The following is a 16,100-nucleotide window of genomic DNA, read 5'->3' as shown; positions in this document are numbered from 1 at the left end:
TTTATTGTCAACAGGTATACTATTTGCCTTTTCATCATTGTAAATAAATGCAATGTCATGAAAGAAGAATCCAACGTAAATTTTTTTGAGAAGTTTTCCAGCAAGGTCAGTCATGCTACTGGCTCACCTGCAGCCTTTTTTCTGGCATTGCTGGCCATCATTGTATGGGGTCTTACAGGGCCTGTATTTCATTACTCGGATACCTGGCAGCTGGTCATCAATACGGGGACTACTATCATCACTTTCCTCATGGTGTTCGTAATACAAAAGTCACAGAACAAAGATTCCAAGTCTGTACAATTGAAACTGAATGAACTGATCGCAGCCAACAAAATGGCCAGCAATCGCCTCATTGTAATAGAAGATTTATCAGAAGAAGAACTGGATACCCTGCATAAATATTATTGCAAGCTGGCGGATGAAACGAAGAAGAGAATGTCGATGAAAGAGTCGCACTCTGTGGAAGAGGCAATTGAAAATACAGATGAGAAATTAAAGCCGGATAACCAGTAAGTCTCCGGCCTTTTAATGTGATTAGTTAGCAGGCAGCACGACTGTAAATACACTTCCTTTGTCAATTTCACTTTCTACATGTACAGTTCCTTTGTGGTTCATTATAATGTTTTGTGTGCTTGTTAACCCCAGGCCAGTACCTTTCGGTTTGTTCGTGAAGAAGGGGTCAAACAGCCTCATTTTCGTCTCTTCAGGTATACCCGGACCATTGTCACTGATCATGATAACTGCTTTGTCTTTCAGGCGCTCTGTGTTGATTGTGAGCACACCTTTGCCAGGGGTCATTGCTTCAATGGCATTGATGATAATGTTAAGCAATGCAATGATCACTTTTTCTTCATCAGCAGGCACCATGATGTCAGGATAACTGTATTCCTTCTTAACTTTTATTTCATTCAGCTGCAACCTGTCCTGGGCCAGCAGCAATGCTTTTTCTGTCAGTTCATTTGCACCATGTGCACGAATGTTCAGCTCTATCATACGGGTAGAACTGAGCAGTTCTGTAATGAGCTGGTTGATGCGGGTACAGTTGCGCTCTATAATATCTACATATACCTGGCTTTCTTCCATGCTTACCGGCTCGCCTTTAAACTGGCTTACGGCCAGCAGAATATTCGTAAGCGGGTTTCTTACTTCATGAGCGATGACCCGGGCAATGCGGCCGGTGACAATGAACTTCTGTTGTTGTTGCTTTTCCAGTTCTTCTCTTTTTCGCTCCGTGATGTCCTGGGCAATGCAGAGGAAGATTTGTTCTGCTTCGTCCAGCATAACCGCACTGACCATTACATCCAGCTTTTTGCCTTCTTTGGTTACGAAGTTATACTCTGTTTGCAGGGTGTTGTCTTCGCCACAGATGTGGTTGAAGAAGTGGCGGCTTTGCTCTTCCTGCAGAAACAGTTGTTTCAGATTCAGCTGCAGGAACTCTTCTTTACTATACAGCAGGGTCCTGATGGCTGCCGGATTTGCGTCAATGACGTTCTTGTCACAATCTGCCAGTATAATGAGGTCGTGTGCTTTTTCAAACACACTGAAGTATTTCTTTTCTTTTTCTTCGATGGTGCGCAGATGGCGGGCCTCATCCAGGGCATAGCGGATGGAGCGCTCCAGCAGGTCAGCACTGATTTCCCCCTTTACCAGGTAGTCAGAAGCACCTGCCTGCATCGCTTCCTTATCTATACTGTAATCCCCTTTACCCGTGAGCATAATCACTGGTGCCTTGTATTGCAGCTGCTGGAAGTGGTGGAGGATGTCGATACCTGTATATGGTCCCAGGCGATAATCTACGAGGTAAATGTCATGTTTTTTCCGTTCTATTTCCTCTACGGCTTTTGAATAGGTGGGAGCCCAGGCCAGATCGTACTGACCCGGAGAGATGTCCTGCAATAACTGGCTTACCAGGTAAAAGTCATCTTCGTCATCATCGATCATCAGTATGTGAACGGGTTGATCAGTCATTCTTTAAACATTTGGTAGTTCTGCAATTTCGAACCAATATTTACTTAATACACTGGTGAATTCCACGAGTCCTGAGTAGGTCACTGGTTTGATGATATAACTGTTTACACCCAGCTCGTAGCTTTTAGCAATATCCTTTTCTTCCATGGAGGTAGTGAGAATGATAACAGGGATGCTCTTCAATAAGGGATCAGCCTTTATCTCCTTTAATGCCTCACGACCATCCTTCTTGGGCATATTGAGGTCCAGCAGTATGATATGTGGACGCGGGTGTAGCATTTCGTTCGCATACTGCCCACCCCGCCGTAAGTAAAGCAACAGTTCTTCTCCATTTTCTACGAAGTTGATCTGATAATCTGTACTATTTTCTTCAAAAGCGGCCTTGATCAGTTCCTGGTCGTCTGCATCATCATCTGCAATAAGGATGCTAATTTTTCCGGCAGGTTTAATACTGCTCATCCTGATGGGTTTGGGTAAGTGGTAATATAACAATAAAATTTGCGCCCATGCCAGCTGCGCCATGGGCTTTGATATAACCATGATGGCTGTCTGTGATTTTTTTACAGATAGCCAGACCAATACCAGTTCCTGAATATTCACTCATGCCATGCAGCCGCTGAAAAAGCAAAAAAATGCGTTCGGCATAGGCCGGTTCAAATCCTATACCATTATCCTCAAATGAGAGGCGGCAAAATGTATCTTCCAGTTGATTTTCTCTTACGGGTATATCCAGTGCAGCACCTTTCAAAAGTTGGCAACGAATGCTGATTTCCAGTTGCCGCTTAGGACTGGCAAATTTAATTGCATTTGTCAGTATGTTCTGAAAGAGCTGCTGCAGGGAGGTTGGGTTGCCTTCTATGACAGGCAGAACTTCTGTATGAATGATCCCTTTCTTTTCCTGGAGGCTTTCTTCAAGGTCACTGATCACTTGTTGGAGCAGGATATTCAGGTCTGTTTTTACAATATTTTCAGGGGCAATGCGGCCTGCTCTTGAAAAAAGTAGCAGGTCATTGATCAATACCCGCATGCGGGTGACAGCGCTTCCCATACGTGCCAGCAGTTCATTGGCTTCGGCAGGGAGCTGCGAGCCGTATTTCATTTGTAAGCGGTCGCTGAAAGTAGAGATCTTGCGAAGCGGTTCCTGCAGATCATGACTGGCTACATAGGCAAATTGTTCCAGCTCTTCGTTGGATTTATTCAGCAGGCTGATGTTTTGTTGCAGATCCCGCTGATAAGATTTCAGTCTTGATTCGATATGCAGTTGCAGGCGGTATTCCCTGGTGAGGGTCACGTAGGAATAGATGCCTATGAAGATAGCAATGAGTGAAGAAATAAAGATCACGGGCGCCCATATCATGGAATAGAATCGCTGCATATCAGATTGATTATGCAGGTGACCTTCTTCTATTTTCATCATGTCTTGTACTTTCCGGTCTATTCTGGACATCGATTTTTCACCTTCCTGTACGGAGGATGTATCCTTTTGGTAGGACCGCCATTTGGTTTCACCGGCTGCCAGCTGTTTATATTTATTATCGAGCAGTTGTTTCAGGGTATCCAGGTGAAGCTGTTGTTTCACACTGCCTTTGGTTACTTCCCGCAGATGCAGATATTCTTCTTCGATCCTGATGCTACGTTCCTGCATACTAGGCCGGAGGAAGGCGGTGTCCCCGGTAATGCTAAAACCACGAATAGCGGCTTCCGCATCTTTTACCTGCTTGGTGATTACTTCCAGCCTTTTGGATATTTCAATAGTGTGGTTCATCCATCTAGCATTATCAAGCAGGTTCTTGGTGACAATATATGAGCAAACAGATGCAATGATCATTACAGTAGCAGCTATAAAGAATCCTGCGCGTAGCTTTTTCTGAACCGGGATATGCATAGTAGTTTATTCGACAGCAGTCGAATGTACTAAAAGTTTCCGTTATGGAGTGGAAACAAATTCTACAATATGAAATCACTTGTCTACAGCATGTGCAGCTGTGGCTGCTGCATGAAAAAATATAGCTGTGTACGTAAGTGGTATAATTTTGAAATGCTTTGTGGTAAGGGGTTTAAAAGGGAAGACGGTGTAGTTTTTTTCGAAAAAAACTACACCGGGAATGAACTTTGTTTTCATTTCTGTAAAAACTAATCACCATGTTACACCATACAATGTTCGCAGGTGATCCGCCTCCAGGAGGCGTTCCTGAAAAACAACCGGTAAAGCCACCTCCAACGAACCCCAACCCGGCTCCGGGCCCGGAGATTACACCTCCGCCATCACCCCAGGGGCCGGAAAGAAATCCGGTTCCAAATGAGATACCTGATCACGATACACATCGTACTCCTCCTAATCCAAAAGCTTAACACATAAAAACTCAAAAAATTATGGCAACAACTACCAGGACCCAATCAAAGAGTGGCACAGCGGCAAAAAAATCTGCTTCTAAAAATGCTATGCCCGAATCTAAATTCCAGAAACTGTTCAACGAAGAACTGAAAGATATTTACTGGGCTGAAAAAAATCTTGTAAAAGCATTGGGCAAAATGGCCAAAGCAGCCACCTCTGAAGAACTGGCCAATGCAATTACTGAACACCAGGAGCAAACCAAAGGTCATGTTGAAAGATTGGAACATGTATTCGAATTGCTGGGTCAGGCACCAAGAGCTAAAAAATGTGAAGCCATGGAAGGCCTGATTGCAGAAGGACAGGAAGTAGTGGAAGAAACAGAAGAAGATACCGCTGTAAGAGATGCAGGCATCATCATCTGCTCACAAAAAATAGAACACTATGAAATCGCTGCATATGGTAGCCTGCGTACACTCGCACATGTCATGGGCAATGATGATGTAGCTACTATATTAGAGCAGACACTGGGTGAAGAAAAAGAAGCAGATAGTCTGCTCACACAAATAGCAGAATCTTCTGTTAATGAAGAAGCTTCTGCAGAATAATTGTTCTTACTAATTATTGAAAACCCCGAGGGGCTCCTGCATTTTAAAAATGTATGGAGCCTTTTTTAAGGGTTAAATTTATGAGCAGCTATGGACTTAGTCGCAGCAGCAATGGCCACCGCAAAGGCCGTGAAATTGAGATATGTAAAATCTGGTTCAGCTGGTTATACCCGTGTTAAAGTAAGAAGTGGCTTTTACTACCAGGACCAGCATGGAGCGAGAATTACTGATGAAGATACATTGCATCGCATCAGGGGATTAGTAATTCCTCCTGCCTGGCAGGAAGTATGGATTTCTCCGTATCCCAATGGCCACCTGCAGGCCACAGGCATTGATGCCAGGGGTAGAAGACAGTACCGCTACCATTCCACATGGGCCAAAGTCCGTAACGAAACCAAGTACGACCGCCTGCTACATTTTGGGGAGAAACTACCGCAATTGCGCCGCCATATTGAAGATGCGCTGAAAAAGAAAACATTGGACAAAGAAAAGGTAATCGCCATTGCACTCAGTGTGATGCAGGAAACACTGATCCGTGTAGGCAATGCAGCTTATGAAAAATTATATGGCTCCTATGGTCTTACCACACTGCGCGATCAGCATGTGAAAATCAGCGGTGGAATGGCTTTCTTTAAATTCAAAGGAAAGAAAGGAGTGATGCAGCAGATTACACTAAAACACCGCCAATTAGCCAGATTATTGCAAAAAGTAAGAGATATTCCCGGCCAGGAATTGTTTCAGTATTACGAAAGTGGCGAGCATAAATCACTTGACTCAGGCGATATCAATGAGCACCTCAAACTTTGGACAGGAGAGGACTTCACCTGCAAGGATTTTCGTACCTGGTCAGGTACCCTGCATGCGTTGAACCTGCTGGCAGACCTGGCACCATTTGCATCGCAGCAGGAGTGCAAACAAAACCTGGTTGGTATCATTGATAGTGTAGCGGGAAAACTGGGAAATACCAGGGCCGTCTGTAAAAAATATTACATTCATCCCCGTCTTGTGGAAGCATATGAACAATGTAAGCTTGAACCATATCTGGATGCTTTGAAAGCAGGCAGGGAAAAAGCACCCAGGGGAGGATTACATAACGATGAACGGGTGCTGTTGAAATTTTTGAAAAACGGACGATCGTAAGTAACAATCGCCCGTCATTTAAAAAAGTTTTTAGTAGTTTATAAATTAAGCAAAGATCAATTGATCTTCTCTGTCTTCTACCGGTATTTTCTGGATAAATTCATCAAACCCTGACTCTTCGTGTGTACTGTAGGTGCCATATGCATCCAGTACATAACCAATTTCTCCTTCCTTGTCTTCTATGAGATACAGTACCGACATATCGCCCGGATCAGACTCTCCTTCGAAACGGTAGGTTTTAATAATCTTCAACTCATCAGGGTTGTAGATCTTTTGCTTGTCTTTATTCTGCAAGCGGCCATGGTCACTCATTACCAACTCATGATCCAGACCTTTATTGTGCAGTTTTTCTAACACTCTGGTGAGTGTTGTCATTTCACCTGGCTTTTCCATAAACAAAGGTTTTTTACTGATCAAAAATCCAAAAGCCGTGCCATGGCATATCCTTTGGATGTCAATAAAAGTTTAAATCAATTACTATGAGAGCAATATGGTCAGGAACTATCGGCTTCGGGCTGGTCAATATTCCGGTGAAATTATACAGTGCTGTTCAGGACAGCAGACTCGACCTTGATATGCTTGACAGGCGTGATCATGCACACATAAAATTTCACCGTGTCAATGAAGGCACAGGTAAAGAAGTACCCTGGGATAAAATAGTAAAAGGATACCTGTATAATGATGAATACATCATTCTCGAAGACGAAGACTTTGAGGCAGCGGCCCCTGAAAAAACAAAGATTATCAACATCGAAGCTTTTGTAGAAGAAACAGAGATTGATGACATTTATTTCGAAACCCCGTATTTTATAGAACCTGAAAAATCAGGCACCAAAGCGTACGCATTGTTGCAAAAAACGCTGGAACAAACAGGAAAGGCCGGCGTTGGCAGATTTGTGTTGCGCACCAGTGAACATGTTGTAATAATTCGTCCACGGGAAAATTATCTGCTGTTGCAACAACTGCGTTTTCAGGAAGAGATCCGCTCTGCTGAAGAACTGGCTTTACCATCAGGCACGGCTGCAAAAATTCAGAAAAAAGAACTGGATATGGCTGTAAAACTGGTAGAGAGTTATACGGCAGGCTTTGACATCAGCCAGTTCAAAGACGAGTACCATGCAGAGCTGCTGAAAATTATTAAACAAAAAGCGAGTGGTAAGAAGCGGACTGTGAAGAAAATGAAAGTAGTGCATACCAAAAGTACCGATCTGTTTAGTCAGCTGAAAGCCAGTTTGGGCAACGGTCGCAAGCGGGCATCATAATTGTTTTTGATACTGGTAAAATCATGTATTATGGATAAAGCAAACCGACATACCAATCTATCTCCGGTATATGGTATCACCATAGCAGTAATCTCTATTGTTTTTACCATTATCTTTTATGTTACACAGGTATCCGGTATGATCTGGACAGGCTATTTTGGTTCGCTGGTGCTGTTCCTGGGGGTACTGTTTTCCGTGATACATTACAATAGTCAGCATCATGAACGTGCGAATATGATGGCCATGTTTTCAATGGGATTCAGGACCACTTTGTGGGCAGTGGTGATCACTACCTTGTTTTCAGTCGTATTCCACTTTATGGAAGCTGATCAGACGGAAACCAATTTCTGGATTTACCTGTTTGGTAATGTCTTTTTCACCAACATCATTGTAGGCATAATAGCATCAATTATTGCTGCAATGGTGTTCAAAAGAAACCAGAAAACGACTAAATCAGACTAAGGGATTACATTAACCAGCCCAGTAGCAGGCAGGCAAGTACGATGAAAGGAGAGGGGAGACGTGAGAATGCCAGTATGGCCAGCGTACCCAGGGTGATCAGGATATTATACCATGTATGAGGTATGGCCATGAACAGCATGATAGTTGCCCCCCACATGATACCTACCACAGCTGCATTGATACCTTCCAATGCACGGTATATAACTACATATTTCTTAAGATTAGTCCAGATAGGAAAGAAGAATAATACCAGTAGCAGACTGGGTAAAAATATAGCCACAGGTGCCAGCATGCAGCCCAGCAGCTGATAGCCCGGCCCCAGGTTGCGCATTACCATTCCTCCTACATAGGCGGTAATGGAGAAGGTAGGTCCTGGTAAGGCCCGCATGATACCAGCACCGGTGAGTAGCTCTTCTGCACTCATAAATGCCGATTTGGCACGGGTTACATACTGCTCCAGCATCATCGCTATCAGTATATCACCACCACCAAATACCAGGCTACCGAAACGGTAAAAGTTCTCAAACAGGTTAAAAGGACGACGGGTAATCCAGTTATGCGTACGCGCTATTTCGGAGAATACACCCGCGAGTATAAAGAGTGTGGCAAACAACCAGATGTTTGTCCACTGGATCTTTTTAGGCTTATCAGGGTGATCTGGAATACGCTTGTTACTGAAGTTAGACACGATACCCCCCAATATAATCAGGGCCGGAAAGGTCCATGGTGATTTCAGGAACAAAGCGGTGAACAGGGCGACCACCATGATGATAAAAGTAGCCAGGTTGCGGATACTGATACTGAAAGCACGTAAACTGCCATAAACAAGGAATCCTACTGCCATGGGCTGCACGTACTTGAAGATGTCTGTATGCAGTGCTTTCTGATCAAAGTATTGTAAGAGGAAGCTCAGTGATCCCATCAGGAAACAGGCAGGAGCTATCCATATGAGCAGGGTGACTACCGCCAGTGGTACGCCTCCGCGTTTGTAGCCAATCAGTGTGAGGGTTTGGGAAGAAGAAGCACCCGGGAGTAGCTGACAGAAGGCATTGTATTCCATCAACTCCTGTTCTGTTACATCCCTTCTTTGCTGCACAAATGTTTTCAACATCATAGCCAGGTGACCTTGCGGGCCACCATAGGCTGTTAAACTGTGTAAAAAAACAGCCCGCAGGAATGGAATATGACGAAGAAACACTATGCGGGAAATTACGGCTGCCCGAATTTCAATAAAATATTGAAAATATCAAACATTTATGCGACAAAAGGTTGATTTTGCTGGGTTAATCATGATATTTATCATAAAATAAAGCCGGCCACATTGTGACCGGCTTTATTAATAGTGAATTATTTCTTTAATCCTATTTCTCTCAATCGCTCATCCAGGTATTCACCAGCGGTAATTGCTTCATACTCTCTCGGGTGTTCCGCATCCACTGTGCTTTCAAGACAATTCAGCGGCATCTCTGACTTAGGATGCAGGAAGAATGGAATAGAGAATCGGCTGGTGCCCCACAGCTCGCGGGGTGGATTCACTACACGGTGTGTGGTAGATCTTAGTTTATTGTTCGTAAGTCTTTGCAGCATGTCGCCCACATTCACTACAATTTGTTCAGGCAGTGAGGTCACCGGTACCCAGTTATTCTGTTTATCCAGAATTTGCAAACCATCGGCAGAAGCGCCTACCAGCAGGGTAATCAGGTTGATATCCTCATGCTGTTCTGCGCGGATGGCAGACTTAGGTTCCTCTTTGATAGGAGGATAGTGGATCGCTCTCAGGATGGAATTACCATTGTGAACGAACTGGTCGAAGTAATGCTCATCCAGTCCCAGGTACAATGCAATAGCCTGTAACAGGGCGATACCTGAGGTTTCAAAAGCTTTGTATGCCGCTGTGCAGGTGGGTGTAAAAGCAGGTAGTTCTTTTACCGCTACATTATCCGGATATTCTTTGGCAATCGGATCGCCGTCTGTTACAGTTTGTCCAAACTGAAAGAATTCTTTCAGGTCGGGGGCGTCAAATCCTTTTGCGTGTTCTTTACCAAATGAAGTATAACCACGCTGGCCTGCCAGTTCCGGGATTTCGTAACTGCGCTTTACATCAGCTGGCAGGGCGAAGAACTGTTGTACATACTTGTACAGGTCTTCAATCAGTTTGTCGGGAATACCGTGATTTTTAACTGCTACAAATCCTACTTCCTCATAAGCTTTACCCAGCTGCTGCACAAAGGCTGCTTTGCTGGCTGCGTCGCCTTTCGTAAAGGCGGCGAGGTCTACAACAGGGATGGAATGTGTCGTTACCATAGTTAATGCGATTTACATCACTAAGGTATAGAAAATGCCTATTTCAGTAATGCTTTTTCTTCTTCTGTAATGTCTACCATAGCATAGCGGTCCACGCGGTTGATGAGCATTTCATCCATGATGTCTACTACATTTCTATAGTTGGCGTCGTTGTCGGCTTTGATCAGTACCATCAGTTTATTGTCGCCTGTTCTCTTCATAATTTCTTCTTTCTTTTTGATGATCGCATCCCTGATATTCGCATAGGTAGTGGATTTTACGTCTTCAGGATGATACATGCCTTCGTAATATTTCACTGTATTGTTGGCGCCGAGCAATACGGTCATGGCGTTACTTTCTGCCAGGGGCTGCGGTTTACCGTCGTCACGGGGCATAATCAGGTCCATGGTTTTGGGTTGCAGCAGGGTAGTGGTCAACATGAAAAAGGTGATCAACAGGAATCCCAGGTCTACCATAGGGGTCATATCTACCCGGGTACTCAGTTTTTTAGCGCGCTGGCCACCTCTTTGTTTGCCAGGGTTGGATTGGGTGTTCATTTCAGCCATAACAAAAGATTTATAATATAGACACACCCGTAACAATATTCCATAAAAAAATAGCCCCGGATTTTCACCCGGAGCCATTTAAAATATTATGCATATTAAAAATTAAAATTCTGCACTCTTTGGTGTTCTTGGGAAAGGAATCACGTCTCTGATATTTCCCATACCAGTTACAAACAGTACCAGTCTTTCGAAACCTAAACCAAAACCTGCATGTGGAGCCGTACCAAAGCGTCTTGTATCCAGGTACCAGCTCATTTCTTCTACCGGCAGTTTCATTTCTTCCATGCGTCGTACCAGCTTGTCGTAGTTTTCTTCACGCTGGGAACCACCTACTATTTCACCGATACCAGGGAAGAGAATGTCCATTGCTCTTACTGTTTTACCGTCTTCGTTCTGCTTCATGTAGAAAGCTTTGATAGCCGCAGGGTAATCTGTGAGAATCACCGGTTTTTTGAAGTGTTTTTCTACCAGGTAACGTTCGTGTTCGCTCTGCAGATCTGCGCCCCATTCTTCGATCAGGTAGTTGAACTTTTTGGATTTATTTGGCTTACTGTTTTTCAGAATGTCAATTGCCTCTGTGTAAGTGAGACGCTGAAATTCATTGTTCAGTACAAATTCCAGTTTTTCGATCAGCCCCATATCACTTCTTTCCTGCTGTGGTTTTTGTTTTTCTTCTTCAGCAAGGCGTGCCGCCAGGAATTCCAGGTCTTCCCTGTTATTTTCCAGCGCATAGCCGATTACGGATTTGATGAAAGCTTCTGCCAGGTTCATATTGTCTTCCAGGTCATAGAAAGCCATTTCAGGTTCTATCATCCAGAACTCTGCGAGGTGGCGGGCTGTATTTGAATTCTCTGCACGGAAGGTAGGCCCGAAAGTGTAAATATCGCCAAATGCCATTGCTCCCAGTTCACCTTCCAGCTGGCCGGATACGGTCAGGTTAGTCGCTTTGCCGAAGAAGTCTTCTTTATAATCGATGTCGCCATTTTCGGTCAGTGGCGGATTTTTAGGATCCAGGGTACTTACGCGGAACATTTCGCCAGCGCCTTCGGCATCAGATGCCGTGATAATAGGGGTGTGCAGGTATACAAAGCCTTTTTCGTTGAAGAATTTGTGTACTGCAAAGGCCAGTGCATGACGCAGGCGGAATATAGCCCCGAAGGTGTTAGTGCGGAAGCGCAGGTGTGCAATTTCGCGCAGATATTCCAGGCTCGGGCGGTTTTTCAGCTGCAGGGGATATTTCTCACCGTCACAGTCACCCAGAATTTCCAGCTCTACAGCCTTGATTTCTACGCGCTGGCCTTTACCCAGAGACGGAATCACGGTTCCAGATACGCTGATGGCGGCACCTGTGGTCAGGCGCTTGATTAGTTCAGCAGATACGGAATTCTGATCCAATACAATCTGGATATTATTATTGGTAGAGCCATCGTTCAAAGCTATAAACTGATTGTTACGGAAAGACCGTATCCAACCTTTTACCACTACGTTGTAGTCTGTTTTCTCGTCAAGCAATATCTGCTTAACCTTCGTTCTTTGGCTCATATAATGTAAATTTTTAGGATTGCAAATTTAAGCGATAAGGGTGATTCTACACCCTTTTCCAAATAAAATGTTAAATGTGGAAAAATACTGTTGTCCCCGATTTGGCAGGAAAGTTGCGGGCAATAAGCGGGACCATATCCGAAGACAGGCTGTGGGCCGGTGTTTTCCTCCCTGAAACCGCTCGCCAAGGGGCCTCAGGGCCGGATTACAGGCATTTTGGAGCCTGCTTTTTTTTTGGATAATAGCGAAAGTTGTTTTAATCTTGCGTTACAATCTGTCTGATTAAGTTCAAATTCACATCTTCATCAGCAGTCCTAAACTCAACATTCCCTATCAGATTTAATAACCAGATTAAATTTATTGGACTCAAAAAACAATTATTTTGTAATTGGTGTATGTTGGTATGTAGTGGTACCCACCTTGCAACACTTCTAAAATTTGACAACACACGATGATGTACGACATCTTACAATTGAACGACATGCTCGTTCCTGAGCTGCTTGACATTGCAGAGAAACTGGATGTGCCAAACGCCAAAAAACTGAGCAAACAGGATCTTATCTACAAAATTCTCGACAAGCAGGCAGTAATGGCCTCAGAAGGTAACCCGGCCAATGGAGAAGAAAAGAAGACACGTAAACGGAAATCAGCAAAAAAAGAAGACGAACACGAAGAAGCACCAGTAGCAGAAGCCGCATCAGATGAAAAACCAAAACGCGGCAGAAAACCTGGAGCACTCAATAAAGCTAAAGAAGTTGAAGAACCTAAGGCATCCGAAAACAAACCCAAAAAGAAAGACTTCGATATAGACCTGGATAGTATTCCTTCCCTTACATTTGACGACGACGACGATGAAATCATCCCTCAGTTTACTGAAGACGAAGAGGATGAAGAGGAAGAATTAATTACTAATACCAAGGCGCCTGCTACTCCTGCAAAGAAAGTAGTATTGGAGGAAGAAGACGAAGATGAAGAGGAAGAAGAGGATGACGACGACGACTTCGTAATGCCTGAAGAGCCTATCGTGCCGCAGAAACAGCGTTTCAGCAACAAGCAGAAAGAACCTGCTTTCAATATAGAATTTGATGGTATTATCCTCAGTGAAGGTGTGCTGGAAATGATGCCTGATGGCTATGGTTTCCTCCGCTCTTCCGATTATAACTACCTCAGTTCTCCGGACGATATTTACGTGTCTCCTTCCCAGATTAAATTATTCGGTCTGAAGACAGGCGATACCGTTAAAGGTTCCGTTAGACCTCCGAAAGAAGGGGAGAAATACTTCGCTCTTCTGAAAGTGGAAACGATCAATGGTAAATCACCTGAAGAAGTACGTGACCGCGTACCATTCGATTACCTGACACCACTGTTTCCTTTCGAGAAACTGAGACTCACTACTACTTCCAATAACTACTCTACCCGCATCATGGACATGTTTACCCCTATTGGTAAAGGTCAGCGTGGTCTGATCGTAGCACAGCCTAAGGTTGGTAAAACCATGTTGCTGAAAGAAGTAGCTAACGCTATCGCAACTAACCACCCTGAAGTTTACCTGATGGTAGTACTCATCGATGAGCGCCCGGAAGAGGTAACCGATATGGAACGTAGCGTAAAAGCAGAAGTCATCGCTTCTACTTTCGATGAACCAGCTGAAAAACACGTAAAAGTTTCTGCCATCGCCCTGCAAAAAGCAAAACGCCTGGTAGAATGCGGCCACGATGTAGTTATCCTGCTGGATTCCATCACCCGTCTCGCCCGTGCACACAACACCGTAGCTCCTGCTTCCGGTAAAGTACTGAGTGGTGGTGTGGAAGCAAATGCTATGCAGAAACCAAAACAATTCTTTGGTGCAGCCCGTAAAATCGAAAATGGTGGTTCACTCACCATCCTCGCTACTGCACTGATCGATACTGGTTCTAAAATGGACGAAGTAATCTTCGAAGAATTCAAAGGTACCGGTAACATGGAGTTACAACTGGATCGCAAACTGGCGAACAGACGTATCTTCCCTGCCATCGACGTATCTGCTTCCTCTACCCGCCGTGATGATCTGCTCCTTGATAAGGATCATCTGAAACGCCTTCACATTCTCCGCAATCACCTCGCGGATATGAATACAGAAGAATCCATGCACTTCATGTTACAGCACATGAGGGGGACTAAAAATAATGAAGAGTTCCTGATCTCTATGAACGGATAAGCAACTCCCAGCCATAAATAAAAAAGCATCCCGACCGGGATGCTTTTTTATTTATACTGTTTCAAATGTAAAAGTAAATCTTTCTTTCGCCGTTCCGCTACTTCCAACGTTACCCCATTTCTCATTACTACATTTCCACCTTCTGTACTTACATGGCCAATCTGGCTCATCTGCACCATCTGCAGGTTATTGACCTGGTAAAATCTTAAGGTGCTGAACAGATCTGCATAATACCGGAATGGTCGGTTCGACTGTACCTGGTGATGATCATCCAGGTAAAACAACGTTTTATCGCCCAGCGCTTCCAGGTATGTTACTGTCGATAAAGCGATGGTCGTATCATCACCTCCCGATTGTGGCAACATCAGCATCAGGCTTGTATTTCGGCTATTGTTAAAATTGGCCAGCAGTACCTTGTACCGGTCTTTACTCCTGCCAGCTTCCAGTCGGGCACTGATAATAGCGATGGCAGTCGTGAGACTTTCCCGATCTATTGGTTTTAAAATGATTTCCACTTCGCTAAAGCGGATGGTATGCAGAAACTTTTTTTCAAATGCAGTAACAAATACAGCCTCAAACTGGGGCACGTCCTGCGTACCCAGTAATACATCAAACCCGGTTCCATCAGGCATTTCAAGATCGAGGAAAACCAGCTCGGGCTGGCATTCCCGGATGGTAGCAATACCATCAGTACAGTCAGAAGCAGTAGCTACAATTTTTACCTGCGGGCAATATTTTTCCAGCATCAGCGAAATAATGTCCCGGCTATTGCGCTCGTCATCTATAATTACGGCCTTTATCATAAAATCTAAAGGGTAGTTGGCCTACAATTGGGGAATAAGTATCCGCACAATAGTACCACTTTCCACAGAATTTTTCTCCGATTTATCAATGATATCTATATGAATGCCAGTGTTGTACATCTTGTTGAGCAACTCCGCACGGTTAAAGCTGATCTCCATGCCGGAAGACTGGTGATGTTTCGGCAAAGTACGCATGGATTTAGACCTGTTTATACCAATACCATTATCTTCAATCAGGCATTCCAGCATATCTGGTGCTACCTGGTTAAACTGTATCAGTAATTGCCCAATATGGTTACGGGAATTTGTCATCCCATATTTTACAGCATTTTCCACATACGGTTGCAGCAGCATAGCAGGTATTTCCAGTTCTGCTGTTGCAATGAGCGGATCTACCAGCAGCTCATATTCCATTTTATTTTCAAACCGCATCTTTTCCAATCCAAGATAGGTATTGAGATATGCGATTTCATCTGCCAGTGATATGAAATTGCGTCTTGAAAAGTCCAATGTTTTCCTGATCAGGTAAGAGAAATCAGACAAATACTTCTGTGCATATTCATAATCCCGCTGCATGACGAACAGCTGTATGGAATTGAGGCAATTGAAAATAAAGTGTGGATTAATTTGCGCACGGATGGCCTTCAGTTCTATCTCTGTCAGTTTTTTATTGTACTCTGTTTCCAGGTGAATTTTCCGTTGTTCTTCGAGCTCCTGTTTCTTGCGAAGAATTTCCGTGGTCTGTTCTTTTACCAATTCTTCCAGTTGTTCATTCAGCTTGTGTTGCAGCTCCTTGTTTTTATTCAGCTGTTTGATCAGTAGTTCCTGGGTACGGGTTCTTTCGTGATGCACCAGTTTATTGCGGTAACTCAGTCCTGCAAGGAAGAACATAGCTTGCAGCAAGACTCCCACAATGATGAGCAGGGAAGGGGCAACA

Annotated in this window: 17 protein-coding genes; 7 read left to right on the top strand and 10 right to left on the bottom strand. The window is 44.1% G+C overall.

Annotated elements, in window-relative coordinates; all coding sequences use genetic code 11:
- Positions 1-57: 57 nt before the first annotated feature.
- A complete protein-coding gene (locus ABDW16_RS09915) occupies positions 58-513 on the top strand; it encodes a low affinity iron permease family protein (protein WP_343669407.1) in 456 nt (151 codons plus the stop codon).
- A gap of 21 nt (positions 514-534) precedes the next feature.
- Here the strand turns inward: ABDW16_RS09915 and ABDW16_RS09910 are convergent, their stop codons facing one another.
- The 3 genes from ABDW16_RS09910 to ABDW16_RS09900 are packed head-to-tail and all read right to left on the bottom strand — an operon-like array spanning position 535 to position 3,733.
- The gene (locus ABDW16_RS09910) at positions 535-1,968 is read right to left on the bottom strand and encodes an ATP-binding protein (RefSeq protein WP_343669406.1); all 1,434 of its coding nucleotides are present in this window, start codon (positions 1,966-1,968) and stop codon (positions 535-537) included.
- Between the two features lie 3 nt (positions 1,969-1,971).
- Complete coding sequence (locus ABDW16_RS09905; protein WP_343669405.1) at positions 1,972-2,427, bottom strand: response regulator; 456 nt, start codon at positions 2,425-2,427, stop codon at positions 1,972-1,974.
- The gene (locus tag ABDW16_RS09900; RefSeq protein ID WP_343669404.1) at positions 2,414-3,733 is read right to left on the bottom strand and encodes an ATP-binding protein; all 1,320 of its coding nucleotides are present in this window, start codon (positions 3,731-3,733) and stop codon (positions 2,414-2,416) included. The genes ABDW16_RS09905 and ABDW16_RS09900 overlap by 14 nt, the downstream gene beginning before the upstream one ends.
- Before the next feature lie 377 nt (positions 3,734-4,110).
- Here ABDW16_RS09900 and ABDW16_RS09895 point away from each other — a divergent pair, with 377 nt between their 5' ends.
- From ABDW16_RS09895 to ABDW16_RS09885, 3 genes are all read left to right on the top strand, one after another.
- On the top strand, positions 4,111-4,320 hold the full coding sequence (locus ABDW16_RS09895; RefSeq protein WP_343669403.1) for a hypothetical protein: 210 nt from the start codon (positions 4,111-4,113) through the stop codon (positions 4,318-4,320).
- A gap of 21 nt (positions 4,321-4,341) precedes the next feature.
- Positions 4,342-4,908, top strand: coding sequence for a ferritin-like domain-containing protein (locus tag ABDW16_RS09890; protein WP_343669402.1), 567 nt, complete (start codon positions 4,342-4,344; stop codon positions 4,906-4,908).
- Between the two features lie 90 nt (positions 4,909-4,998).
- The gene (locus tag ABDW16_RS09885) at positions 4,999-6,048 is read left to right on the top strand and encodes a DNA topoisomerase IB (protein ID WP_343669401.1); all 1,050 of its coding nucleotides are present in this window, start codon (positions 4,999-5,001) and stop codon (positions 6,046-6,048) included.
- Positions 6,049-6,093: 45 nt separating this feature from the next.
- Here the strand turns inward: ABDW16_RS09885 and ABDW16_RS09880 are convergent, their stop codons facing one another.
- A complete protein-coding gene (locus tag ABDW16_RS09880) occupies positions 6,094-6,441 on the bottom strand; it encodes a hypothetical protein (RefSeq protein ID WP_343669400.1) in 348 nt (115 codons plus the stop codon).
- Positions 6,442-6,527: 86 nt separating this feature from the next.
- On the opposite strand from ABDW16_RS09880, the gene ABDW16_RS09875 reads away from it, so the two are divergent.
- Together ABDW16_RS09875 and ABDW16_RS09870 are read left to right on the top strand one after the other, a co-directional pair.
- Positions 6,528-7,310, top strand: coding sequence for a Ku protein (locus ABDW16_RS09875; RefSeq protein WP_343669399.1), 783 nt, complete (start codon positions 6,528-6,530; stop codon positions 7,308-7,310).
- Positions 7,311-7,340: 30 nt separating this feature from the next.
- Positions 7,341-7,772, top strand: a complete 432-nt coding sequence (locus tag ABDW16_RS09870) for a hypothetical protein (RefSeq protein ID WP_343669398.1) — start codon at positions 7,341-7,343, stop codon at positions 7,770-7,772.
- 4 nt (positions 7,773-7,776) lie between these two features.
- Here ABDW16_RS09870 and chrA read toward each other — a convergent pair whose 3' ends face one another.
- The 4 genes from chrA to asnS form a co-directional block, all read right to left on the bottom strand.
- Positions 7,777-8,970 carry a chromate efflux transporter gene (gene chrA, locus ABDW16_RS09865; protein ID WP_343669396.1) on the bottom strand — a complete coding sequence of 398 codons (1,194 nt, stop codon included), beginning with the start codon at positions 8,968-8,970 and terminating at the stop codon, positions 7,777-7,779.
- A 149-nt stretch (positions 8,971-9,119) separates the two neighbouring features.
- Entirely contained in the window at positions 9,120-10,076 is a 957-nt protein-coding gene (locus ABDW16_RS09860) for a 2-oxoglutarate and iron-dependent oxygenase domain-containing protein (RefSeq protein ID WP_343669395.1), read from the bottom strand.
- A gap of 38 nt (positions 10,077-10,114) precedes the next feature.
- Entirely contained in the window at positions 10,115-10,621 is a 507-nt protein-coding gene (locus tag ABDW16_RS09855; protein WP_343669393.1) for a biopolymer transporter ExbD, read from the bottom strand.
- 102 nt (positions 10,622-10,723) lie between these two features.
- On the bottom strand, positions 10,724-12,163 hold the full coding sequence (gene asnS, locus ABDW16_RS09850; protein ID WP_343669392.1) for an asparagine--tRNA ligase: 1,440 nt from the start codon (positions 12,161-12,163) through the stop codon (positions 10,724-10,726).
- Between the two features lie 451 nt (positions 12,164-12,614).
- On the opposite strand from asnS, the gene rho reads away from it, so the two are divergent.
- Positions 12,615-14,360, top strand: coding sequence for a transcription termination factor Rho (rho, locus tag ABDW16_RS09845; RefSeq protein WP_343669390.1), 1,746 nt, complete (start codon positions 12,615-12,617; stop codon positions 14,358-14,360).
- A gap of 47 nt (positions 14,361-14,407) precedes the next feature.
- Here the strand turns inward: rho and ABDW16_RS09840 are convergent, their stop codons facing one another.
- A complete protein-coding gene (locus ABDW16_RS09840; protein WP_343669389.1) occupies positions 14,408-15,163 on the bottom strand; it encodes a response regulator in 756 nt (251 codons plus the stop codon).
- A gap of 21 nt (positions 15,164-15,184) precedes the next feature.
- Positions 15,185-16,100, bottom strand: a 916-nt coding sequence (locus ABDW16_RS09835; protein WP_343669387.1) for a histidine kinase, incomplete at its 5' end; no start/stop codon positions are given.

It is taken from the genome of Chitinophaga sp. (assembly GCF_039596135.1).
GTDB lineage: Bacteria > Bacteroidota > Bacteroidia > Chitinophagales > Chitinophagaceae > Chitinophaga.
This window is presented reverse-complemented; position numbering and strand designations above follow the sequence as displayed.

Bases quoted from the DNA above. Each gene is read 5' to 3' on its own strand.
- ABDW16_RS09915 (WP_343669407.1), top strand. From the start codon at position 58: ATGAAAGAAGAATCCAACGTAAATTTTTTTGAGAAGTTTTCCAGCAAG.
- ABDW16_RS09910 (WP_343669406.1), bottom strand. From the start codon at position 1,968: ATGACTGATCAACCCGTTCACATACTGATGATCGATGATGACGAAGAT.
- ABDW16_RS09905 (WP_343669405.1), bottom strand. From the start codon at position 2,427: ATGAGCAGTATTAAACCTGCCGGAAAAATTAGCATCCTTATTGCAGAT.
- ABDW16_RS09900 (WP_343669404.1), bottom strand. From the start codon at position 3,733: ATGAACCACACTATTGAAATATCCAAAAGGCTGGAAGTAATCACCAAG.
- ABDW16_RS09895 (WP_343669403.1), top strand. From the start codon at position 4,111: ATGTTACACCATACAATGTTCGCAGGTGATCCGCCTCCAGGAGGCGTT.
- ABDW16_RS09890 (WP_343669402.1), top strand. From the start codon at position 4,342: ATGGCAACAACTACCAGGACCCAATCAAAGAGTGGCACAGCGGCAAAA.
- ABDW16_RS09885 (WP_343669401.1), top strand. From the start codon at position 4,999: ATGGACTTAGTCGCAGCAGCAATGGCCACCGCAAAGGCCGTGAAATTG.
- ABDW16_RS09880 (WP_343669400.1), bottom strand. From the start codon at position 6,441: ATGGAAAAGCCAGGTGAAATGACAACACTCACCAGAGTGTTAGAAAAA.
- ABDW16_RS09875 (WP_343669399.1), top strand. From the start codon at position 6,528: ATGAGAGCAATATGGTCAGGAACTATCGGCTTCGGGCTGGTCAATATT.
- ABDW16_RS09870 (WP_343669398.1), top strand. From the start codon at position 7,341: ATGGATAAAGCAAACCGACATACCAATCTATCTCCGGTATATGGTATC.
- ABDW16_RS09860 (WP_343669395.1), bottom strand. From the start codon at position 10,076: ATGGTAACGACACATTCCATCCCTGTTGTAGACCTCGCCGCCTTTACG.
- ABDW16_RS09855 (WP_343669393.1), bottom strand. From the start codon at position 10,621: ATGGCTGAAATGAACACCCAATCCAACCCTGGCAAACAAAGAGGTGGC.
- asnS (WP_343669392.1), bottom strand. From the start codon at position 12,163: ATGAGCCAAAGAACGAAGGTTAAGCAGATATTGCTTGACGAGAAAACA.
- rho (WP_343669390.1), top strand. From the start codon at position 12,615: ATGATGTACGACATCTTACAATTGAACGACATGCTCGTTCCTGAGCTG.
- ABDW16_RS09840 (WP_343669389.1), bottom strand. From the start codon at position 15,163: ATGATAAAGGCCGTAATTATAGATGACGAGCGCAATAGCCGGGACATT.